General features: G+C 64.4%; 17 protein-coding genes and 1 pseudogene. 14 read left to right on the top strand and 4 right to left on the bottom strand.

Translation table 11 applies throughout. From position 1 onward, the window contains the following. Positions 1 to 36: 36 nt before the first annotated feature. Positions 37 to 2,412, bottom strand: a complete 2,376-nt coding sequence (ppsA, locus tag LJX93_RS07585) for a phosphoenolpyruvate synthase (RefSeq protein ID WP_033700491.1) — start codon at positions 2,410 to 2,412, stop codon at positions 37 to 39. Positions 2,413 to 2,589: 177 nt separating this feature from the next. Between ppsA and LJX93_RS07580 the strand changes: the two genes are divergently transcribed. Next, on the top strand, positions 2,590 to 3,408 hold the full coding sequence (locus LJX93_RS07580; RefSeq protein ID WP_033700492.1) for a pyruvate, water dikinase regulatory protein: 819 nt from the start codon (positions 2,590 to 2,592) through the stop codon (positions 3,406 to 3,408). Between the two features lie 136 nt (positions 3,409 to 3,544). Here LJX93_RS07580 and LJX93_RS07575 read toward each other — a convergent pair whose 3' ends face one another. Next, a complete protein-coding gene (locus tag LJX93_RS07575; RefSeq protein ID WP_033700493.1) occupies positions 3,545 to 8,410 on the bottom strand; it encodes an NAD-glutamate dehydrogenase in 4,866 nt (1,621 codons plus the stop codon). A gap of 273 nt (positions 8,411 to 8,683) precedes the next feature. Here LJX93_RS07575 and LJX93_RS07570 point away from each other — a divergent pair, with 273 nt between their 5' ends. Then, positions 8,684 to 9,037 carry a hypothetical protein gene (locus LJX93_RS07570; protein ID WP_033700495.1) on the top strand — a complete coding sequence of 118 codons (354 nt, stop codon included), beginning with the start codon at positions 8,684 to 8,686 and terminating at the stop codon, positions 9,035 to 9,037. Between the two features lie 52 nt (positions 9,038 to 9,089). Here LJX93_RS07570 and LJX93_RS07565 read toward each other — a convergent pair whose 3' ends face one another. After that, entirely contained in the window at positions 9,090 to 10,037 is a 948-nt protein-coding gene (locus tag LJX93_RS07565; RefSeq protein ID WP_050506121.1) for a LysR substrate-binding domain-containing protein, read from the bottom strand. A gap of 133 nt (positions 10,038 to 10,170) precedes the next feature. Here LJX93_RS07565 and LJX93_RS07560 point away from each other — a divergent pair, with 133 nt between their 5' ends. From LJX93_RS07560 to LJX93_RS07535, 6 genes are all read left to right on the top strand, one after another. Continuing rightward, entirely contained in the window at positions 10,171 to 11,469 is a 1,299-nt protein-coding gene (locus LJX93_RS07560; protein WP_095064918.1) for an NAD(P)/FAD-dependent oxidoreductase, read from the top strand. Between the two features lie 43 nt (positions 11,470 to 11,512). Then, on the top strand, positions 11,513 to 12,601 hold the full coding sequence (locus LJX93_RS07555) for a polyamine ABC transporter substrate-binding protein (RefSeq protein ID WP_052040669.1): 1,089 nt from the start codon (positions 11,513 to 11,515) through the stop codon (positions 12,599 to 12,601). A gap of 92 nt (positions 12,602 to 12,693) precedes the next feature. Continuing rightward, a complete protein-coding gene (locus LJX93_RS07550; protein ID WP_033701486.1) occupies positions 12,694 to 13,164 on the top strand; it encodes an NUDIX hydrolase in 471 nt (156 codons plus the stop codon). Between the two features lie 62 nt (positions 13,165 to 13,226). Beyond that, positions 13,227 to 13,673: a redox-sensitive transcriptional activator SoxR gene (soxR, locus tag LJX93_RS07545; protein WP_081874759.1), complete on the top strand. Its 447-nt coding sequence runs from the start codon at positions 13,227 to 13,229 to the stop codon at positions 13,671 to 13,673. 156 nt (positions 13,674 to 13,829) lie between these two features. After that, positions 13,830 to 14,612 (top strand): aldolase, encoded by a 783-nt coding sequence (locus LJX93_RS07540; protein WP_033701487.1) that lies wholly within the window; start codon positions 13,830 to 13,832, stop codon positions 14,610 to 14,612. 44 nt (positions 14,613 to 14,656) lie between these two features. Beyond that, positions 14,657 to 15,547, top strand: a complete 891-nt coding sequence (locus tag LJX93_RS07535; protein ID WP_047583271.1) for a dihydrodipicolinate synthase family protein — start codon at positions 14,657 to 14,659, stop codon at positions 15,545 to 15,547. 127 nt (positions 15,548 to 15,674) lie between these two features. Here LJX93_RS07535 and LJX93_RS07530 read toward each other — a convergent pair. Further along, positions 15,675 to 16,019: pseudogene (locus LJX93_RS07530) on the bottom strand (DUF2235 domain-containing protein); the annotation flags it as partial. 232 nt (positions 16,020 to 16,251) lie between these two features. Here LJX93_RS07530 and LJX93_RS07525 point away from each other — a divergent pair. Genes LJX93_RS07525 through LJX93_RS07500 form a run of 6 tightly spaced genes read left to right on the top strand, consistent with a single transcriptional unit; the run spans position 16,252 to position 23,066 of the window. Beyond that, positions 16,252 to 17,211 carry an AAA family ATPase gene (locus LJX93_RS07525; RefSeq protein WP_033700499.1) on the top strand — a complete coding sequence of 320 codons (960 nt, stop codon included), beginning with the start codon at positions 16,252 to 16,254 and terminating at the stop codon, positions 17,209 to 17,211. Positions 17,212 to 17,215: 4 nt separating this feature from the next. Beyond that, positions 17,216 to 18,160, top strand: coding sequence for a DUF58 domain-containing protein (locus LJX93_RS07520; RefSeq protein WP_033700501.1), 945 nt, complete (start codon positions 17,216 to 17,218; stop codon positions 18,158 to 18,160). Continuing rightward, positions 18,157 to 18,651 carry a DUF4381 domain-containing protein gene (locus tag LJX93_RS07515; RefSeq protein WP_033700502.1) on the top strand — a complete coding sequence of 165 codons (495 nt, stop codon included), beginning with the start codon at positions 18,157 to 18,159 and terminating at the stop codon, positions 18,649 to 18,651. The genes LJX93_RS07520 and LJX93_RS07515 overlap by 4 nt, the downstream gene beginning before the upstream one ends. Next, positions 18,644 to 19,720: a vWA domain-containing protein gene (locus LJX93_RS07510; protein ID WP_033700503.1), complete on the top strand. Its 1,077-nt coding sequence runs from the start codon at positions 18,644 to 18,646 to the stop codon at positions 19,718 to 19,720. Before LJX93_RS07515 ends, LJX93_RS07510 begins: the two co-directional genes overlap by 8 nt. Then, complete coding sequence (locus tag LJX93_RS07505) at positions 19,717 to 21,435, top strand: tetratricopeptide repeat protein (protein ID WP_033700505.1); 1,719 nt, start codon at positions 19,717 to 19,719, stop codon at positions 21,433 to 21,435. Before LJX93_RS07510 ends, LJX93_RS07505 begins: the two co-directional genes overlap by 4 nt. Then, a complete protein-coding gene (locus tag LJX93_RS07500; protein WP_033700506.1) occupies positions 21,432 to 23,066 on the top strand; it encodes a BatD family protein in 1,635 nt (544 codons plus the stop codon). Before LJX93_RS07505 ends, LJX93_RS07500 begins: the two co-directional genes overlap by 4 nt. The last annotated feature ends 35 nt before the right edge of the window (positions 23,067 to 23,101 follow it).

Raw genomic sequence — 23,101 nt, 5'->3', positions numbered from 1 at the left:
GGGGGCGCGCCAGACGCGCCCCCGCAATCCACTGTATCAGGCTGCGCCCTGGCCCTCGGCCAGGAAGAACCAGGTCTCGAGCACCGAGTCCGGGTTCAGCGACACGCTTTCGATGCCCTGCTCCATCAGCCATTTGGCCAGGTCCGGGTGGTCCGATGGGCCCTGGCCGCAGATGCCGATGTACTTGCCGGCCTTGTTGCACGCCTGGATGGCGTTGGCCAGCAGCTTCTTCACGGCCGGGTTACGCTCGTCGAACAGGTGCGCGATGATACCCGAATCACGGTCCAGGCCCAGGGTCAGCTGGGTCAGGTCGTTGGAGCCGATCGAGAAGCCGTCGAAGTACTCGAGGAACTCTTCGGCCAGAATCGCGTTGGACGGCAACTCGCACATCATGATCACGCGCAGGCCATTGTCGCCACGGGCCAGGCCGTTTTCGGCCAACAGGTCGATGACCTGGCTGGCTTCGCCCAGGGTGCGCACGAACGGCACCATGATCTCGACGTTGGTCAAGCCCATCTCGTTGCGCACGCGCTTCAGGGCACGGCACTCGAGCTCGAAGCAGTCACGGAACGATTCGCTGATGTAACGCGAAGCACCGCGGAAGCCCAGCATCGGGTTTTCTTCTTCCGGCTCGTACAACTTGCCGCCGATCAGGTTGGCGTACTCGTTGGACTTGAAGTCCGACAGGCGCACGATGACCTTTTTCGGGTAGAAGGCTGCCGCCAGGGTGCTGATGCCTTCGACCAGCTTCTCGACATAGAAGCCGACCGGGTCGTCGTAGCCGGCGATGCGCTTGTCGACGCTGTCCTTCAACTCTGCCGGCAGGCCGGCGTAGTTGAGCAGCGCTTTGGGGTGCACGCCGATCATGCGGTTGATGATGAACTCCAGGCGCGCCAGGCCGACACCGGCGTTGGGCAGCTGGGCGAAGTCAAAGGCACGGTCCGGGTTGCCGACGTTCATCATGATCTTGAACGGCAGGTCCGGCATGGCGTCGACCGAGTTCTGCTTGATGTCGAAGCCCAGCTCACCTTCGAAGATGAAGCCGGTGTCGCCCTCGGCGCAGGACACTGTCACGCCCTGGCCGTCCTTGAGCAACTGAGTGGCGTTACCGCAACCGACGACTGCAGGGATACCCAGCTCACGGGCAATGATCGCCGCGTGGCAGGTACGCCCGCCGCGGTTGGTGACAATGGCGCTGGCGCGCTTCATGACCGGTTCCCAGTCCGGGTCGGTCATGTCGGAGACCAGTACGTCACCGGGCTGCACCTTGTCCATCTCGGACACATCGTTGATCACGCGGACCTTGCCGGCGCCGATGCGCTGGCCGATCGCACGGCCTTCGACCAGTACGGTGCCCTTTTCTTTCAGCAGGTAGCGTTCCATGACATTGGCGCTGGAGCGGCTTTTCACCGTTTCAGGGCGGGCCTGAACGATGTACAGCTTGCCGTCGTCACCGTCCTTGGCCCACTCGATGTCCATCGGGCGCTGGTAGTGCTGCTCGATGATCATGGCCTGTTTGGCCAGCTCGTTGACTTCGGCATCGCTCAGGCAGAAGCGGGCGCGCTCGGCACGGTCGACCTCGACGGTCTTGACCGAACGACCGGCCTTGGCTTCGTCGCCGTAGACCATCTTGATCGCCTTGCTGCCCAGGTTGCGGCGCAGGATCGCCGGGCGGCCAGCCTGCAAGGTGTTCTTGTGTACGTAGAATTCGTCTGGGTTGACCGCACCCTGCACCACGGTTTCACCCAGGCCATAGGCGCCGGTGATGAACACCACGTCGCGGAAACCCGACTCGGTGTCGAGGGTAAACATCACACCGGCGGTGCCGGTTTCCGAACGGACCATGCGCTGCACACCGGCAGACAGGGCCACCAGCTTGTGGTCGAAGCCCTGGTGCACGCGGTAGGCGATGGCGCGGTCGTTGAACAGCGAGGCGAACACTTCCTTGGCCGCGCGGATCACGTTGTCGACGCCACGGATGTTGAGGAAGGTTTCCTGCTGGCCGGCGAACGAGGCGTCCGGCAAGTCTTCGGCGGTGGCAGACGAGCGCACGGCTACGGCCATGTTGTCGTTGCCTGCGGCCATTTCAGCGAAGGCCGTACGGATTTCCGAATCCAGACGCGCCGGGAATTCGGCTTCCATGACCCACTGGCGAATCTGCGCGCCGGTTTTGGTCAGGGCATTGATGTCATCGACATCCAGCGCATCGAGCGCGGCATGGATACGCTCGTTGAGACCACTCTGTTCGAGAAAATCGCGGTACGCCTGCGCCGTAGTGGCAAAGCCGCCCGGCACCGATACACCAGCACCCGCAAGGTTGCTGATCATCTCGCCCAGGGATGCGTTCTTGCCCCCCACATGCTCCACATCATGGACGCCGAGCTTTTCGAGGGAAACTACGTACTCTACCAAGGTGATCTCTCCACTAACTGTGTTGGAAAAGCTCAAAGGCGCCCGCCTGTCTTCTTTGACTTGGCCGGGCGTTTGTGGCCTGTACCTGGAAAATAAGTGAGAATGCCGACAGCCGCATTCGGCAAACCGAACTTATCATATCCAAGAAACGTCATCAGCTTAAGGCCCAGGGTGCAAATGAAAAGAACCGCGTTCTTCATCTCCGACGGCACCGGCATCACTGCCGAGACCCTGGGGCAAAGCCTGCTCGCTCAATTCGAAAGCATTCCGTTCAGCAAATTCACCCGTCCCTACATCGATTCGCCGGACAAAGCGCGAACCATGGTGCAGCAAATCAACGCTGCTGCCGAGCGTGATGGCGTGCGGCCGATCATCTTCGACACCATCGTCAATCAGGACATCCGTGAGATCCTGGCCACCTCGAACGGCTTCATGATCGACATCTTTTCGTCGTTTTTATCCCCGCTTGAGCAGGAATTGACCGCCCATTCGTCGTATTCCGTCGGCAAATCGCACTCGATCGGCGGTAATTCCAACTACATGGAGCGCATCGAAGCGGTCAACTTCGCCCTGGACAATGATGATGGCGCGCGCACGCACTACTACGACAAGGCCGACCTGATTCTGGTCGGGGTCTCGCGTTGCGGCAAGACGCCAACCTGCCTGTACATGGCCATGCAGTTCGGTATCCGTGCGGCCAACTACCCGCTGACCGAAGACGACATGGAGCGCCTGCAATTGCCAGCGGTGCTGAAAAAGCACCACAACAAGCTGTTCGGCCTGACCATCGACCCCGACCGCCTGACCGCCATTCGCCACGAGCGCAAGCCCAACAGCCGCTACTCAAGCTTTGCCCAGTGCGAGTTCGAAGTCCGCGAGGTAGAGAGCCTGTTCCGCCGGGAGAACATTCCCAATATCAATTCCACGCATTTTTCGGTGGAGGAGATTTCGGCGAAGATTCTGGTGGAAAAAGGCGTGGAGCGTCGGTTCAAGTAAGAAAGCTTCAAGCTGTAAGCTTCAAGCTACAAGAAAAAAGCGGGACTGCGCCAAGACAGCCAATGGTGGCGGAGACAAAAGCTGCAAGCGAAACCTGCGAAGGTCTGCTTGCAGCTTGTAGCTTACAGCCTGCGACTTATGAAGGCACCACCGCCGCCTGCCCGCTCATTGCCAGGTCGACCAGCTCGCGGTTGGCCACCGCATACATCGCATAGTCCGTGCCGGTGGCATTGCGCAGGTCGTCCAGCATCGCACGCCAGCGCTCGACCATCACCCGGTGCTGCTCGGCCCACAGCGCCACGCGGGCATCCATGTCTTGCGGCGCATCGGCCATCTGCAACACAGAGATGGTGATCGCCCGCTGCTGCAGGTCGATGTCGTCGCGGAATGCCTCGCGGGCCAGGGCCTGCCAGTTGTTTTCCACCGGCAGGTTGCTGATTTCCTGCAAGTACCAGGTCAGGTCCAGCGAACTGCCCACCGCGAAGAACGCCTTGGCCACCTGCGCCGGGTCATGGCCGGTGACATCAGCCGCCTCGATGATCGGCAACAGCGTGTACAGGTGGCTGGTACCGGCCACCATGCGCGCGAGCAGTTCAGGCACACCGGCTTCGACAAAGCCCTGGTAACGCACCATCCAGCGCTCGCGGGTCGGCCCTTCCAGCAACTCGTCCAGCTTGAGCCCCAGTTGCGCGATCTTCGGCCCGAAGTGCGCGGTGTCGCGCCCGGCGTCCTGCTCATTGCGACGGCTGCGCAGGAACCAGCGGGTGGCGCGGCGGCCCAGGCGCATCAGTTCGTCCATCAAGGTCAGCTGGACCTCGGCCGGCACCTGGTAGTCCAGGGCTTCGATCTGACGGAACCAGTGCGGCAGGTGGAAGATGTCGCGCACGATCACATACGCACCCGCCACGTTGGCCGGGCTCATGCCCGTCGACTCCTTCAGGCGCTGGACGAAGGTGATGCCCATGTTGTTGACCAGGTCGTTGGCGATCTGGGTGCTGACGATCTCGCGCTTCAGGCGGTGGCGACGCATGGAATCGGCGAACTTGCTGACCAGCGAGGGCGGGAACGCAGTTTCCATGTCGCGGGTCAGGTAGTCGTCGTCCGGCACCCGCGACTTGAGCAGTTGCTCTTTGAGGTCGATCTTGCTGTACGAGATCAGCACCGACAGCTCGGCGCGAGTCAGGCCTTGGCCTGCGGCCAGGCGCTCGGCCAGTTGCTCTTCGGACGGCAGAAATTCGATGGCACGGTCCAGCTTGCCACGCCCTTCCAGGTCCGCCATCAGGCGCTTGTATTCGGCGATCCGCTCGCGGGCGCGACGGGCTGCCAGGGACAGCGCCTGGGTCTGCTTGTAGTTGTTGCCCAGCACCAGCGCGCCGACCTCTTCGGTCATGCTGCCGAGCAGCTGGTTACGCTGCTTCTCGGTCATGTCGCCACCCTGCACCACTTCGTTGAGCAGGATCTTGATATTGACCTCGTGGTCCGAGCAGTCGACGCCACCAGCGTTGTCGATGAAGTCGGTGTTGGTCGCACCGCCATTGAGGCCGAACTCGACCCGGCCGAGCTGGGTCATGCCGAGGTTGCCGCCCTCGCCCACCACCTTGCAGCGCAGCTCGTTGCCGTTGACGCGCAGGGCGTCGTTGGCCTTGTCGCCGACATCGGCGTGGCTTTCTGTGCTGGCCTTGACGTAAGTGCCGATGCCGCCGTTCCACAGCAGGTCGACCGGCGCCTTGAGCAGTGCATTGAGCAGCTCGGTCGGGGTCAGGCGGTCGGCTTCGATGGCGAAGCGTTCTTTCATCTGTGGGCTGATGGCGATGCTCTTGGCACTGCGCGGGAAGATCCCGCCGCCTTCGGACATGATGCTGGTGTCGTAGTCGCTCCAGGCCGAACGCGGCAAGTCGAACAGGCGCTTGCGCTCGGCGAAGCTGTTGGCCGGCTCCGGGTTCGGGTCGATGAAGATGTGCAGGTGGTTGAACGCCGCCACCAGCTTGAGCTTGTCGGACATCAGCAAGCCATTGCCGAACACGTCGCCGGCCATGTCGCCGACGCCGATCACGGTGATCGGGTCTTCTTGCACATTGATGCCGCGCTCACGGAAGTGGCGTTGTACGCCAACCCACGCGCCCCGGGCGGTGATGCCCATTTTTTTGTGGTCATAGCCGGCCGAGCCGCCCGAGGCGAAGGCATCGCCCAGCCAGAAGCCGTAGTCGATGGCAATGCCGTTGGCGATGTCGGAGAACGTCGCGGTGCCTTTGTCGGCGGCCACCACCAGGTACGGGTCGTCATCGTCGTGGCGCACCACATTGGCCGGCGGCACCACGCCACCGTCCTTGAGGTTGTCGGTGATGTCGAGCAGGCCGGAAATGAAGATGCGGTAGCAGGCAATGCCTTCAGCGGCGATTTCGTCACGGCTGCCACCCAGTGGCAGGCGGCGCGGCAGGAAGCCGCCCTTGGCGCCGACCGGCACGATCACCGAGTTCTTCACCTGCTGGGCCTTGACCAGGCCGAGCACCTCGGTGCGGAAGTCTTCCTCGCGGTCCGACCAGCGCAGGCCGCCGCGGGCGACGTTGCCAAAGCGCAGGTGCACACCCTCGACCCGTGGCGAATAGACGAAGATCTCGAACTTGGGTACCGGCTTTGGCAGCTCGGGGATCAGCTTGGGGTTGAACTTGAAGCTGAAGTACGACTTGTTCTGGCCGTTGCCGTCCGGCTGGTAGAAGTTGGTCCGCAGGGTGGCCTTGATCAGGTCCAGGTAGCGACGCAGGATGCGGTCTTCGTTGAGTACCTGAACATCGTCCAGGGCGCTCAGGATCGCCTGTTCCAGGCGTTGCTGCTTGTCGTCCAGGTCGTCCTGGGTAAGCTTGCGCGCCAAATAGAAGCGGGTCTTGAACAACCGGGTCAGCTCGCGGGCGATGTCGGTGTGGTTGTTCAGGGTGCTGGCGATGTAACCCAGGTCGAAGCCCAGGCGGATCTGCTTGAGGTAGCGGGCATAAGCACGCAGCAGTGCCACATCGCGCCAAGGCAGGCCGGCGGTCAGCACCAGGCGGTTGAAGGCGTCGTTCTCGGCGTCGCCGCCGACAATGTGGATGAACGCGTCCTGCAAGGTGTCGTTGAGCTGCTGGATGTCCAGGCTCAGGCCTTCGCTGTAGGTAAAGGCGAAGTCGTGGATCCAGTATTCACGGCCATTGGCGTGACGCAGGCGGTACGGGAACTCGCCCAGCACGCGCAAGCCGAGGTTCTCCAGGATCGGCAGCACATCGGACAGCGCCAGCGGGGTGTCGGCGTGGTACAGCTTGCAATGCAGGGTACGCTCGCCGACCTGGGTCAATGGCTGATAGAAGCTCATGGCCAGCGGCTTGCTTTCGGACAGCCCCAGCACGTGCTGCAGGTCGACCACTGCCGAATGCGCAGCGAAGCGCTCGCGGTAGCCCGCCGGGAAGCCTTTGGGGAAGTCGGCCAGGATGTTGGTGCCCTGGGCTTCGCCGAAGTTCTCCACCACCAGGGTCGAGTAGTCGTCGTGCCACGAGCGGCACGCCTGGATCACTTCGTTTTCCAGCTGTTGCGGGTCGATGTCGATGCGGTTTTTCGGATCGACCCGCAGAATCAGTTGCACCCGCGCCAGTACCGACTCGGAGAAGAAGGTCCAGAACTCGCAGTCGCTGGCTTTCAGGCGCTCCATCAGCACCTGCTGGATCTTCTGCCGCACTTCGGTGGAGTAGATCTCACGCGGTACGTAGGCCAGGCAGTAGCAGAAGCGGCCGTACGGGTCCTTGCGCAGGAACACGCGGATCTTGTTGCGCTCCTGGATCTGCACGATGGCCATGACGGTGCTGAACAGCTCGTCGATCGGCGTCTGGAACAGGTCGTCGCGCGGCAGCACCTCGAGCACCTGGGCCAGCTCCTTGCCCAGGTGAGCCTTGGGATCGAAGCCCGAACGGCGCTCGACTTCGGCAACCTTGACCCGAATGTAAGGGATGGCATGCACGCTCTCGCCGTACACCGAAGAGGTGTACAGGCCCATGAAGCGGCATTCCTTGACCACCTTGCCCTCGGCGTCCAGCTGGCGAATCGACACGTAGTCCGGGTAGGCCGGGCGGTGCACACGGCTGGGCAGCGCGGCCTTGGCGAAGGACAACAACAGTGGCTCGTTGAGGTAGGCCACGGCGTAGTCTTCGATGCGCAGCTCTTCAGACGTCAGCCCCACGCGCAAGCGCCGCGGCAGGCCGAGGAAGGACTGCTCGTCGTAGACCATCTGGCCGCCATCGCTGCCGCCCTGGACGGTGAACTCCTCGTAGCCCAGGAAGGTGAAATGGTTGTCCAGCAACCACTCGAGAAACGCCTTCACCTCGCCCTTCTCGTGCTGCGCCGGGCCAAACGCAGTCTGCTCGACCTGCGCCACCACTTCGCGCAGCTTGACCTTCATCGGTTCGAAGTCGGCGACCGCCACACGCACTTCAGCCAGCACCTGTTCGATCTCGCGGGTCAGCACCGTCAGTTCGGCGGCGTTGGCGCAACGGTCGATCTCCAGGTACATCAGCGACTCATGGCGCACACCCTCGCCGTGGGTGCCCTTGGGCAGCAGCTCGAGCAGCTCGCCTTTGGCACCGCGGCGCACGCTCAGTACGGTGGTCTGCAGGGTGTGGATGCTGTAGCCGCGGCGGTTGAGCTCGGTGCGCACCGAGTCCACCAGAAACGGCAGGTCGTGGTGCAACACCTCGACCACGGTGTGGGTCGACTGCCAGCCGTTGCGTTCGTAATCAGGGTTGTACACCCGCACTTGGGGTTGTTCGGCGTCGAAGCGCTCGATGATGCGCCAGGCAGAAAGGGTACAGCCAGCCAGGTCGGAAAGCCTGCGCTGGGTGAGTTCGTCCATTGAGATGATGCCGAAGAACTGTTCGGCGAACAGGGCCACTTGTGGCAGTGCCTGTTCGCTGATGTGCTGCGCCAGAGCCGCTTGCAGTTGATGCTGGAAGTCGGCCTTGCTGGCTGCGGTGAAAAACGCCATCTGTGGTACTCCGCTTGGGCTTTGTAATAATTGAAGCGTCGCTCGCGTGCGCCGTGTACGAATCAACGATAGCCAACCCGTGGCAAGGCGGACGGTTAAACCAGGCGTTGAACGTGCGTGGCACGCTCAGGGCTCGCCGAAGCTTAACGACTGAGTAGTCACCAACGCTTGCAGCGCTGCGACAATTTCGGTCAAGGGGCGGTAACTTTACGTTTATGGATGTACACAAGACTGTCAGAATTCCCTTCCGTTTCCTTTGACCCGAGCCTGTTCATGCAAATCAAGACCGCCCTGCTCTTCGCCAACCCTTGCGATGACGAGGAAGACAACATGGCGACCCTCTGCTGCCACGGCGACAAGGGTCAGATGGTCCTGCTCACCCGTTACCCGGATGAAGACACGGTCGACCTGACGCTCGATGACGAGCCCTCGACGCTGGATGGCTTGAAGGTGACCTTGACTGCCCAGCGCCTGCTGATCGAAGTGGCGGCCGGGGATCGCGATGCCTTGAAGGGGGATGAAACGCTGGAGATCATCCTGACCAGCGAACTGAGCGATATGGACGAGGTGAAGGAAACGCTGCAGAACATTCTGCAGGGGACCGGGACGTTCGTCTGCGAGGTCTGATGCAAGCCTGAAGGGCCGCGAAGGCAGAAGTTTGTTTCGGCAATGGACTACATCAGGGCGCTGACCTGGTCACGCCCAGATCATGCCATTCGCTATTCGCCTGGCGCGTGCGCTCCAGCTGCGCCTCAAACCACTGCAATACCGCCTTGCAGGCCGGGTGCGCGACGCCGCTGTCGCGTAACCACAGCGCGTACACGCCACCGGTCTTCAGCGGTGCGCCGAACGGCACGATCAGGTCGCCCCGGGCCAGTGCGTCGTGCGCCAGCACCTGGTCGCTCATGGCCACGCCCAGGCCGCGGGCGGCAGCATCCAGGGCAAGGTCGTCAAGGTTGAACATCAGGTGTTTGTAACTGCGTTCGGGGCCCTCCTGGTGCGCCTGCAGCCACAGGTTCCACTCGTGACGCGCGGTCGAGCCATGGATCAGCGCATGCTCACCCAGCGCCTTCAGCGAGCGTGGCGGCAACTGCCCGTCGCCCAGCTTTGGCGCACAGACCGGCACCAGGTACTCATCGAACAAGACCGTCAAGGGTCGACCATCCAGGCCGTCACGCAAATACAGCACGTAGGCATCGCAATCCCCGCTGGTGTCCACCACCTCCCCGCTCACGGTTTCGATGGACAGGCATAACGCCGGGTTGAGTGCGTAGAAGCTGCTCAGCCTGGGCAGCAGCCAGCGCACCGCCAGTGACACGAAGATACGAATACGAAACGGCCGATCCACCGGTGCCGGGGAAAGCCGTTGCGCCAGGGCCCGCAGACCGTTCAGCGCTTCGCAAGCCACCGCATACACATCACGGCCCTGCTCGGTCAGCGCCACCTTGCGGCTGGTGCGGTCGAACAGCGCCACACCGTAATGCTCCTCCAGCTGCTGAACCTGGCGGCTGATCGCACTCTGGGTCAAGTGCAGCTGCCTGGCGGCCTCGGTAAAGCTGCTGCTGTCCGCTACGTGGATAAGCGCCTGAAGGGCTTGAAGCGAGGGCACACGAAAGATTTTATCCATGCGTTTCAAGAATAGCTGAATGAAATTTTAGCGTTAGAAACAAGGCCACAGCCCTCGTAGATTAAGCCCTGAAGGCGCACCCAAGACCAACACCGATAACCGGTGCGCATTGATTGTGGAGGAGCTGATGGCAATCGACAACCGCTGTGGATGGATCGCCTTGGCGGGCGAGTCTGCCCCGCACCCGCGCCTTTCAGGCCAGCACGCCTGCGACTGGCTGATCATTGGCGGCGGCATCACCGGCCTTGCCGCAGCCCACACGCTGGCCGCACGTTTCCCAGGGCAACGCATTGTCGTGCTTGACCGGCAGCGAGTGGCCCAGGGTGCCTCGGCACGCAACTCGGGTTTTGCCGTCAGCCATGAACTACCCTCGCCCAATGAATTGCTCGGCAACCCAGGCTTTGCCGGCTTTGCCGTGGCTTCGCGCATTGGTGTGGCGGCCGCACAGGAGGTGCGCCAGCGTATCGGCGAGCTGGGTATCGCCTGCGAATACGATGACGCGGGCTATCACTTTGCCGTGCATCGACCCGCGCACCTGCAGCAGGCCGACGCCGTGATCCACACACTGGAGGCCGTTGGCGCCAACGCTCGCTACCTGGAAGGCGAAGCGTTGCAGCAGCGCCTTGGCAGCAGTTTCTACACCCGCGCCATCCATTGCGCCGGTGGCAACGCACTGCTGCAGCCGGCGAAGTATGTGCGCGGCCTTGCCGACAGCCTGCCCAAGGCGGTGGAGGTATACGAGCACAGCGCGGTGCTGAGCCTTCGCCGCGCCGGGCGTGGCTGGCAGGCCCAGACCGAAGCCGGCGTTATAAACGCGCCCCAAGTGCTGGCCTGCGTCGGGGCGTTCTTGCCCCGGGTCGGCGTGCACCATAGCGGCACCTTCGCGCTGGAACTGAGCGCCAGCATCACCCGCCCCTTGACCGAGGCTCGCTGGCAAAGCCAGTTCGGCGAGCGCACCTGGGGCGTGCTGTCGACCCTGCCGGGCGGCGCGACCCTGCGCCTGCTGCCGGGCCGACGGCTGTTGATTCGCAACACGGTGGAGTACCGCCAGCGCGACCTCAATGGCACGCAGTTGCAGGCCCGTCGCCAGCAACATCTGCAAGGGCTGGAAAAACGCTTCCCCGGGCTGGCCGCCACGGACCTCGAATACACCTGGACCGGCCACCTGAGCGGCACCCGCTCCGGCGAGCCGTGCTTCGCGCGGATCGATGAAGGGCTGCATGCCGTGGCCGGCTGCAACGGTTCGGGCGTCGCCCGCGGCACCCTGTGGGGCAGGCTGCTGGTCGACATGGCCAGCACATCGACCTCGGCGCTGCTCACCGACGTGCTCGGCCAGGCCCAACCCGGCTACCTGCCGCCACGCCCGTTCTTCGATATCGGCGCCTCCCTGCGCATGGCCTGGGAAGTACGCCGCGCGCGGCGCGAACGTTGACTGCCATGAGCACTTGCGAACACTTACAACAACAGAGGGCAAGATGATGAAACGTACCTGCATGGCCGTGCTGTCCGCGGCGCTGTTCAGCCTGACGGCCCAGGCCGCCGAATCGGTCAACATCGCCAACTGGAGCGGCTACATTGCCGATGACACCTTGGCCGAGTTCGCCCGCCGCACCGGCATCCAGCCCACCTACGACCTTATCGACAGCAACGAGACGACCGAGGCCAAGCTGATGACCGGCGGCAGCGGCTACGACCTGGTCAGCCCGTCCAACCACTTCCTGCCCAGGCTGATCAAGGCCGGCGCCATCCAGGCGCTCGACCGCAGCAAGCTGCCCAACTGGAACAATCTCGACCCCAAGCTGATGCAACTGCTGCAGGCCAGCGACCCCGGCAACCGCCATGCCATCCCCTACATGTGGGTGACCACCGGCATCGGCTACAACGTCGACAAGATCAAGGCGATCTTCGGCGACACCGATGTCACCCAGTCCTGGCAATTGCTGTTCAACCCAGAAAACATCCGCAAGCTCAGTGCCTGTGGCGTGGCGTTCCTCGACAACCCGACGCAGGTGTTGCCAATCACCCTCAAGGTCCTGGGGCTCGACCCGCACAGCGAGCGCCCTGAAGACCTGAAGCATGCCGAGGCGGCGCTGATGGCGATTCGCCCGTCGATCAGCTACTTCCACCAGTCCAAGTACGTCAGCGACCTGGCCAACGGCAACATCTGCGTAGCGATCGGCTTCAGCGGCGATGTGCTGCAGGCGATGAACAGCGCGCAGCAGGCCAACAACGGCGTGCACCTGGGCTACAGCATTCCCCGTGAAGGCTCGACGGTGGCGGTGGACATGGTGGTGATTCCAAAAGCTGCGCCGCACCTGGATGCAGCCTACGCCTACCTCAACTACCTGCTCGACCCCCAGGTCATGGCGCATATCAGCAATGCGGTGAAGTACCCGAACGGCAATGCGGCGTCATTACCGTATGTGGACCCGGCGCTGCGCGACAACCCGGCGGTGTACCCGCCCCAGGCCGTGCTGGATACGCTGTTCCCGATCCAGACCTTGTCACCGGCGGGCATGCGCTTGAGCACCCGGCTGTGGACCCGGGTGATCAGCGGCAAGTGAGCGGCTGCGTGCTGCCTGCAAGCGCTGTCGACACCTGCGAGCGCATGAGCGCGTATGATGCTGCCCCCCTGTTTATCGATACGGAAATCAACATGCTCCCGGACAAGGCGTGCGCAGTCGTCCTCTCTCCCTCGTCGCCGCCCTGTATTCTGTTGTTCCGTCATCCCCTGGCGGGCGTACAGCTGGTGAAGGGTTCCATTGAAAACGGCGAAACGCCGCGGGAAGCCGCCCTGCGTGAATTGCATGAAGAGTCTGGTATCCACAACGCCACGATCGGGGACGATTTGGGGTGCTGGGATTCCGGCCATCTTGGGCAGACCTGGTCGTTTCACCTGTGCCGGGCAGAGGGTGTTCTACCTGAGCGATGGCTTCACCAGACACTGGATGACCATGGCCATACGTTCGAGTTCTTCTGGGCTGCGCTCGACCATTTGCCCTATGCCGAGTGCCACCCGGTCTTTCAGCGAGCACTGGGCTACTTGAGCAATTCGCTGAAACTAGGCGGCCATTGGCCAGATGCGCACCTGCTGGGTGGTTGCAGGAACGATCGGGCGGGACTATAAGAGCTCAAGCTAACTTGAGGTCAACCGGCGTGACAGTTAAATCATCCACCGACAGCTCGCGGCTGCTCACCGTCGGCGAGGTCGCCAAACGCAGTGGCGTGGCGGTCTCCGCCCTGCACTTCTACGAATCCAAAGGGCTGATCGCCGGCACCCGTACCGCCGGCAACCAGCGGCGTTACCCCGCATTGGTGCTGCGCACCATCGCCATCATCAAGGTGGCCCAGCGCACCGGCATCCCCCTCGAAGAAATCAAACGCGCCCTGGGCCGCTACCCGCCGAACAGCAAACTCACGGCCGCCCAGTGGGGCGAGATGTCATCGGCCTGGCGAGAAGACCTGAACGCCCGCATTCGCACGCTGGAGGCCCTGAGAGACAGCCTGGACAACTGCATCGGCTGCGGTTGCCTGTCGTTGCAAGACTGCCCGCTGCGCAACCCCGAGGACGTGCTGGGCAAGGAGGGATCGGGGGCCAGGATCCTGGAAAATGGCGGCGCTGCCGGGGGACGGTAAGCGCGGGCCTTTCATGGCGACCTGTATCTGATCATCGAGAAGCGATGACACATTGCTTGCTTATGACACGAAGTGTCATTAGTATCGATGTGTGTCCTAGCTTGCACGCTGTGCCAGCCAGGTAGTCATTACCGCCTTCTCATGCAGGTACTCTCCGTGACCACGACCATGCAGACCCCCAAGGACCAGCTCGTCAAACATGCCCAGCAGCAGATGCTGACTGCGCTGGCCGACAACACTTACACCCCGCGGCAGAAACTCGCCCTGACCTGCCGAATCCTGTTCGACGGCGGCCACGACTCCGGCCTGGCCGGGCAGATCACCGCACGGGCGCCGGAGCCTGGCACCTACTACACCCAACAGCTTGGCCTGGGCTTCGACGAGATTTCGGCCTCCAACCTGCTGGTCGTCGACGAAGACCTGAACGTGCTGCACGGCCACGGCATGGCCAACCCAGCGAATCGCTTTCACAGCTGGCTGTATCGCGCACGCCCCGACGTGAACTGCATCATCCATACCCACCCGTTGCACAGCGCCGCCCTGTCGATGCTCGAAGTGCCGCTGGCCATCTCGCACATGGACCTTTGCCCGCTGTTCGACGATTGCGCCTTCCTCAAGGAATGGCCGGGTGTGCCGGTGGGCAATGAAGAAGGCGAGATCATCGCCGGGGCCATCGGCGACAAGCGGGCGATCCTGCTTTCACACCATGGCCTGTTGATCGCCGGCCGCTCGATCGAGGAAGCCTGTGTGCTTGCTCTACTGTTCGAACGCGCCGCCAGGATGCAGCTGCTGGCCATGGGCGCCGGTGAGATCCGCCCGATCCCCGAAGCACTTGGCAAAGAAGCCCATGACTGGATTTCCACGCCAAAACGCCATGGCGCCGCGTTCAGCTATTACGCGCGTCGTGCCTTGCGTGCCCATGGCGACTGCCTGGGCTGATCGAAGTTGTCCCCCTTCCTGAACAACGGCAAAGGTACCTGGTCATGTCTACACCTGTAATTCGCGGCGTCATCGGCTACACCATCACCCCCTTCGCGGCAGACGGCTCCGTCGATCTGAACGCACTGGGTAGATCCATCGACAGCCTGATCCAGGCCGGCGTGCACGCTATCGCCCCGCTGGGCAGTACCGGCGAAGGCGCCTACCTGTCCGATAGCGAGTGGGAATCTGTGGTTCGCTTCAGCCTGGAGAAGATCGCCGGCCGCGTACCCAGCGTGGTCAGCGTCTCGGACCTGACCACCGCGCGTACCGTGCAACGTGCCCGCCTGGCCCAGGCGTGCGGCGCCACGGCGGTGATGGTGTTGCCCGTCTCCTATTGGAAGTTGACCGAGGCCGAGGTGGTCGACCACTACAGAGCGGTCGGCGCGGCGATCGACATCCCGATCATGCTCTACAACAACCCGGGCACCAGCGGCACCGACCTGTCGGTAGAGCTGATCCTGCGTATTCTGGGCGAAGTCGCCAATGTCACCATGGTCAAGGAGAGCACCGGTGATATTCAGCGCATGCACCGCCTGTACACCGCGACCGAAGGCAAGGTGGCGTTCTACAACGGTTGCAACCCGCTCACCCTGGAAGCCCTGGTTGCCGGCGCCACGGGCTGGTGCACCGCAGCGCCAAACCTGATCCCCGCGTTGAACCTGGCCTTGTGGGACGCCGTGCAGAACGGCGAGCTGGCAGAGGCGCGTGCGCTGTTCTACCGCCAATACGAATTGTTGGCGTACATCACCCGCCGTGGCCTGCCCACCACCATCAAGGCTGGGCTGAAAATGCGGGGCCAGGATGTGGGCGCACCGCGACTGCCCCTGCAGCCGCTGGACCCACAAGGCAGTGCCTACCTCAAAGGGCTGCTGGACGCGCTCGCGCCCCAGTAACGCACGCCCTGTAGGAGCGGCCTTGCGTCGCGAAAGGGCTGCGAAGCAGCCCCAGCAATCTATGCGGCGAAGCTGAGATCCTGGGGCTGCTTCGCACCCCTTTCGCGACGCAAGGCCGCTCCTACCCTCAGCCACGGACACTGCCATCCGAATGCACCACCCGCCCCGCCTCACCGGGCCGGTTGACGAACAGCAAGTCAAGCGTGCTATTGCGCAGCCCTTTAACAGGGTTCCAGTTCGCCGATGTATGAATGTAGCGCTCGCGCAACAGCCGTTGCTCCTGCTCGGTCAAATGCGCGTGGTCACTACGCCCCAAGGCAAAATCATGCAGCTTGCGGCTGATTTCGCCCAACTCATCCGGCACCGCATAGGCCTCATCGTTGCCCAACTCGGCAAACGGCACGCCCGCGCGCAGCGCCAACTCACGCATGATGCTCAGGTAGACCCGCGACAAATGCCCCGGCACCCGCTGCGAGGTGCATCCTGCTTGCCCAAAGAGCACCGGCAGGCGTCAGGACGCAGCGGCAAACCATCAGCCGACTCCGAACCTTGCACGGGACTTTTCGATGACGCCGCAGGCAACGGCCTGGATAAATTTGCCAGCCGCCATTAGTCGCCACCCCCCCGGATAGATTAAAGTATCACCCCTTGCCGAGGCAGCTGCCCCCAGCGCGCCTGCGGCCCAATACCAGGAACCGTCGCCGATGGAACACCGTGAAGCGCTGATCGCGCTGCGCACCTTTCTTTCCTCCCAGATCCTAGGCCAGGAGAAGCTGGTCGAGCGGCTGCTGATCGTGCTCCTGGCCGACGGCCACATGCTGGTCGAGGGCGCCCCGGGCCTGGCCAAGACCAAGGCCATCAAGGAGCTCGCCGAGGGTATCGAAGCGCAGTTCCACCGCATCCAGTTCACCCCCGACCTGCTCCCTGCCGACATTACCGGCACCGAAATCTACCGCCCGGAAACCGGCAGTTTCGTGTTCCAGCAGGGGCCGATCTTCCACAACCTGGTGCTGGCCGACGAAATCAACCGCGCCCCGGCCAAGGTCCAGTCGGCGCTGCTCGAAGCCATGGCCGAGCGCCAGGTCAGCGTGGGCCGCAGTACCTACGACCTGTCACCGCTGTTTCTGGTCATGGCCACCCAGAACCCCATCGAGCAAGAGGGCACCTACCCGCTGCCCGAGGCTCAGCTCGACCGCTTCCTGATGCACGTGAAAATCGGCTTCCCGGACGCTGCGGTGGAGCGGCGCATCCTGCTGCAGGCCCGCGGCGAAGCACTGGGCGGCGAGACCAAGCCCGAGCGCCGGGTCAGCCAGCAGGCGATCTTCGCCGCGCGCAAGGAAATCCTCGGCCTGTACATGGCCGACGCCGTCGAGGAATACCTGGTGCAACTGGTGATGGCCACACGTACCCCGGCCAAGTTCGATACCGAACTGGCCGACTGGATCGCCTACGGCGCCAGCCCCCGCGGCTCGATTTCGCTGGACCGCTGCTCACGTGCCCATGCCTGGCTGGCCGGGCGCGACTTCGTCAGCCCCGAGGATATCCAGGCGGTGCTGTTCGACGTGCTGCGCCACCGCATCATCCTGTCGTTCGAGGCCGAGGCTGCGGGGATCGACCAGGACCGGGTGGTCCAGCGTATCCTCGACGTCGTCGCCGTTGCCTGAGCCCATGCCCACCGCGCAGCTGGCCGAGCCCGGCATCCGTATCGGCCTTGCCGAGCTGATCGACATGCGCCACCGCGTGCGCGAAATCCAGCTGTTTTCCCGGCCTGGCCAGCGCAGCCCGCTGGTGGGCCTGCACCACTCCAAGCTGCGCGGACGCGGCGTGGACTTCGACCAGGTGCGCGTCTACCAGGCCGGCGACGATGTGCGCAACATCGACTGGCGCGTCACCGCGCGCACGCAGGAGCCACACACAAAGCTGTTCCATGAAGAGCGCGAGCGGCCGATCTTCATTCTGGTCGAGCAGAGCCAGCGGCTGTTCTTCGGCTCGGGGCTGATGTTCAAGTCGGTACTGGCAGCCCAGGCCGCAGCACTGTTCGGCTGGGCAGCGCTGGGGCACAACGACCGCATTGGCGGGCTGGTGTTCGGCGACAACGAACACCACGAAATCAAGCCGCGGCGCAGCAAGCAGAGCCTGCTGCAGTTGCTCAACCGCCTGGCCAAGGTCAACCAGTCGCTGCACACCGAAGCCACGCCCCAGGCCGACAGCCTTGGCCTGGCCTTGCGCCGGGCGCGCGAAGTGCTGCGCCCTGGCAGCCTGGCGATCATCATCTGCGACGAACGCGCGCTGACCGACCAGGTCGAGCAACACCTGGCCATGCTCTCACGCCACTGCGACCTGTTGCTGCTGCCCGTCTCCGACCCGCTCGACCACGCCTTGCCCGCTGCCGGCCTGTTGCGCTTCGCCCAGCGCAGCGCGCAACTGGAGCTCGACACCCTGGACGCCAGCCTGCGCCAGGCTTACCGCCAGCAAGCCGAGTCGCGTATCGAGCGCTGGGAACTGATGGCACAGAAGCTGCGCGTGGTGCTGATGCCGCTGAGCACCCAAAGCGAGATGATCGAGCAGTTGCGCGAGTACCTTAACGCCCAGCGCGCGGGGAGCAGCAAATGAACCCGCTGGACCAGTTGCACCCGCTGATCACCCCAGAGGCAATCGGCCTGTGGCCACCGGCACCGGGTTGGTGGGTGTTGCTGGCCTTGCTGCCGCTGCTTGCCTGGGGCCTGTGGCGTATGCGCCGTTGGCGCCCCGGCAAACGCCGCATCGTGCGTGCCGAGCAACCGCTCGACCCAGTGCGCGTGGCCGCCCTGGCCGAACTTGCTCGCCTGCCGCGCCCCTATGACGGAGCCCCGGCCGGCGCCTGGCTGCAGCAGATCAACGGCTTGCTCAAGCGCCTGTGCCGCAGCCACTACCCCGGTGCCAACAGCCACACGCTCAACGGTCGCCAGTGGCTGGCATTTCTCGACAACCGCTGCCCGGCCGCCGGCCTGACCCGCTGGATGGTGCTGGTCGAAGGCGCCTACAAGCCTGAGTGCAAACTCGACGACAAAGCCATCGTCGGCCTCAGCCAGGCTGTCGAAACCTGGATCCGCAAGCATGTTTGAACTGGCCTGGCCGTGGATGTTCGCCCTGCTGCCGCTGCCGTGGCTGGCACGCATGATGCTGCCCGCCGCCGACAGTGGCGAGCCGGTGCTCAAGGTGGGCTTCCTGAACGAGCTGGAAGGCCTTGCCGGGCGCCGGGCGCGGCTCAACCTGCCGACCTGGCGCCAACAGGCGCCCTTCGTCATCATCTGGCTGTTGCTGCTGTTGGCCGCAGCCCGCCCGCAATGGCTCGGCGACCCAGTACCGGTGGCGGCCAGCGGTCGCGACCTGCTGGTGGCGGTGGATGTGTCGGGCTCGATGGACTTCCCCGACATGCAGTGGAAGGACGACGAGATCAGCCGCCTCGACCTGGTCAAGGCGCTGCTGGGCGACTTTCTTCAGGACCGCGAAGGCGACCGGGTCGGCCTGATCCTGTTTGGCAGCCAGGCCTACCTGCAGGCCCCGCTGACCTTCGACCGGCGTACCGTGCGTACCTTCCTCGACGAAGCGCAGATCGGCATCGCCGGCAAGAACACCGCCATCGGTGACGCCATCGGCCTGGCGGTCAAGCGCCTGCGCCAGCGCCCGGCACAGAGCCGGGTGCTGGTGCTGATCACCGACGGCGCCAACAACGGCGGGCAGATCCACCCGCTGACCGCCGCCCGCCTGGCCGCCCAGGAAGGCGTGCGCATCTATACCATCGGCATCGGTGCCAACCCAGAGGCCAGCGGCACCCCAGGCCTGCTGGGCCTCAACCCAAGCCTTGACCTGGACGAAGCCTCGCTCAAGGAAATCGCCGACATGACCCACGGCGCCTACTTCCGCGCCCACGACGGCGCCGAACTGGACGCCATCGGCGACGCCCTCGACCAGTTGGAGCCGGTGGCCCAGCAGCCGACCCAGGCGCGCACCGCCAAGGCCCTGTATGCCTGGCCACTGGCCCTGGCGCTGTTGCTCAGCGTGCTGCTGGTAGTGGCCGTGCAATGGCCCGACAACCGGCTGCAGCGCCTGCTGCGCAAACCGCGCTTTCTGCAGCCGCATCCGGAATGGCGCCAGCGCCTCAAACGCCTGCGGCTGAGGAGGCGGCGATGATCGAGCTCTGGCCACAATGGTTGCGCCCCCTCTGGCTGCTGGTCGTGCCGCTGCTCGGCTGGCTGCTGTTCAAGCTTTGGCACCGGCGCAAACGCGCCGGGCGCTGGCAGATGATCTTGCCGCCGGCCTTCCATGCCGTGCTGCTTGGGGGCGGCAGCGGCAGCACCAGCAAACTGCCCTGGGTCGTGCTGGGCCTGGCCTGGGCACTGGTGGTCATGGCGCTGCTCGGGCCGAGCTGGCAACGCGTGGAAGAAAACCGCCAACGCCCGGCCGACCCGCTGGTGATCCTGCTTGAACTGACCCCACAGATGCTCGCCGAGGACAGCCCACCCAACCGCCTGGAGCAGGCCCGGCGCAAGGTCCTCGACCTGCTCGAACACCGCCACGATAGCCAGACCGCACTGATCGTCTACGCAGGGTCCGCCCACACCCTGGTGCCGCTGTCCGACGACCTGGGCACCACCCGCAACCTGCTGGAGGCGATCGACCCGTCGATCATGCCCAAACCCGGCCAGCGCGCAGACCTGGCGGTGCAAAAAGGCCTGGCCTTGCTGGCCCAGAGCGGCCTGGGGCAAGGCCGCCTGCTGTTGATTGGCTCCTCGCTCAGCGCAGCAGAACGCCAAGGCATCGTCCAGGCCCTCGGCCGCCAGGGCCCAAGCCTGCTGATGCTGGGCATCGGCAGCCGCGACGGCGCCCCGGTGCGGCAGGCCAACGGCGAATTCCTCAAGGATGACCAGGGCGGCATCCTGCTGCCACGCCTGGACAGCGCCAGCCTCAAGGCATTTGTCAGCAGCACCGGCGGGCGCTACCGCAATGCCCGGGTCGACGACCTCGACCTGCGCGGCCTGGGCCTGTTCGACAACCCGCGCGCCTTACGTAACGACGGCCAGACCTTGCAACTGGATAGCTGGGCAGACCAGGGCTACTGGTTGCTGATTCCACTGCTGCTGCTGGCGGCCTGCGCCGGCCGTCGCGGCTGGCTGTTCTGCCTGCCGCTATTGCTGGCGCTGCCGCAGCCCAGCCAGGCGTTCGAGTTCAATGACCTGTGGCTGCGCCCCGACCAGCAAGGCCAGCGCCTGCTCGAACAGAACCGCCCGGCCAGCGCCGCGCGCCATTTCCAGGACGCGCAATGGCGCGGCATGGCGCTGTATCAGGCCGGCGATTACGCCGGTGCCGCCCAGGCCTTCTCCGAAGGCAATACGGCGGCAGCGCACTACAATCGAGGCAATGCCCTGGCCCGCAGTGGTGAGCTGGAAGCCGCGCTGGACGCCTATGACCAGGCCCTGGAGCGCCAACCCGACCTGCAACCGGCACTGGACAACCAGGCGCTGGTCCAGCAAATGCTGCAACAGCGTGAGGCCAAGGCCGAACAGCAAGCCGCCAGCAGCGAAGCCCAAGGCACACCCGGAAGCGAAACCGAAGGCAACAGCAGCTCGGCTAGCAACCCGGCACAGGGCACGCCCGGCAGTGACGAACACGCCAACGCCGAACAACCCGGCGAAGGCAGCAACAACAGCCAGGCCACACCGGGCAATCAGGGCGGCGCCGACGACGATATCATCCAGCCACCCCAGCGCCCGGTGTCCACCAGCCTCGACGCCGAACAGCGTCAAGCCCTTGAACAGTGGCTGCGGGAGATCCCCGATAACCCGGCGGAACTGCTGCGGCGCAAATTCTGGTATGAACAGCAATTGCATCAGGACAACCCACAATGAGTCGCTTCGGCGTCTTTCTTCTCGGTTTCTTATGGGCCTTGCTGGCCCAGGCCGAACCGATGCTGCAAGCCAGCGTCGACCGTACCCGCCTGGGCGCCGGCGAAAGCCTGGAACTGACCCTCGAAAGCCAGGACGTGACCCAGTTTGGCAAGCCCGACCTGCGTGCCTTGGAGGGCGACTTCGAGGTGCGCGGCACTCGTCAGCTGAACAGCCTGCACACCCTCGACGGCGAAACCCGCGCCAGCACCCGCTGGATCATCACCCTGCTGCCACGGCGCAGCGGCAGCCTGCGCATCCCGGAACTGCAACTGGGCCAGTCACGCAGCCAGGCCATCGACCTGCAAGTGCTGCAGGCCGATGCCAGCCGCCAGGAAAGCGCCTCCCAAGTGTTCATCGAAGCGACCCTGGACAGCACCGATGTGTATGTCCAGGCCCAGGCGGTGCTGACCCTGCGCATCTACCATTCGGTGGCGCTGTATGACGACAGCAGCCTCAGCCCGCTGCAGCTGGACAACGCCAAGGTCGAGCCTCTGGGCGAGTCGCGCACTTACGAAAAGGAAATCAACGGCGTGCGCCACGGGGTGATTGAAACCCGCTATGCCGTCTATCCGCAGCAGAGCGGCGGCCTGGAGATCCCCCCCCTGACCTTTACCGCCACCGCCGCCGCCAGCGTCGACGACGAACAATCGCCCGCCGCCGCGCCGCGTGCCGGCCGCCAGGTGCAGGTCAGCTCGCTGCCGCTGCGCCTCGCCGTGCGCCCGATTCCGGCGGCCTGGCCGGCCGGTGCGCCGTGGCTGCCCGCACGCAGCCTGACCCTTGAAGAGCACTGGAACCCCGACCCAGGCAGCCAGCAGACGCAGATTGGCGATTCCCTCACCCGCAACATCACCCTGCGCGCTGACGGTTTGTCCAGCACTCAGCTGCCGCCGCTGCCGGCCACCGAGATCACCGGCCTGCGCCGCTACCCCGACCAGCCGCTGCTGCGCAACGAAATCAACGACCGCGGCATGACCGCCAACCGCGAGGAGCGTGAGGCCCTGGTGCCTACCCACAGTGGCGAGTTGGCCCTGCCAGCGCTGGAAGTATCGTGGTGGAACACCCGTGAAGATCACCTCGAGCACACCAGCCTGCCGGCGCGAACCCTGAACGTGCAGGACAACCCGGCGCTGAGCGCCGACACCCCGGTCGGCGACAGCCGTTCTGGCAGCGGCTTGCTGTGGCCTTGGCAGCTTGCCACGCTGGTGTTGGCCCTGACCACGCTGCTGGGCTTCACCTTGTGGTGGCGGGCGCGCTCGCAACCGGCGGTGCTGCGCGCCGCACAACAAGGCCCCAGCCCACGCACCCTGCTGGACGACCTCAAGCGCGCCTGCCAGGCCAACGACCCGCAGGCCACGCGCCAGGCGCTCGACGCCTGGGCACGCCAGCAACCGCAGACGCTGGCGGAGATGGCGGCGCGTTTCGTGCCGTTGTCCGATGCGCTGGATGGGCTGAATGGGGCGTTGTATAGCGAGAGTGGGCAGTATTGGCAGGGTGAGGATTTGTGGCGGGCGATCGGTACCATTCCGCCGGCCGAGCAGGTGCTGCTGCCTTCCGGGGATACGGGGGGGTTGCCGCCGTTGTATCCGAAGTGACATGTGGGGTGCAGCGGGTGCAGGGCTTGGCATTT

Origin of the sequence: Pseudomonas sp. HN2-3 (assembly GCF_020691745.1) — a bacterium.
Taxonomy (GTDB): domain Bacteria; phylum Pseudomonadota; class Gammaproteobacteria; order Pseudomonadales; family Pseudomonadaceae; genus Aquipseudomonas; species Aquipseudomonas capeferrum.
The sequence above is the reverse complement of the archived record's forward strand: the minus strand, read 5'-3'. Positions and strand labels throughout refer to the sequence as shown.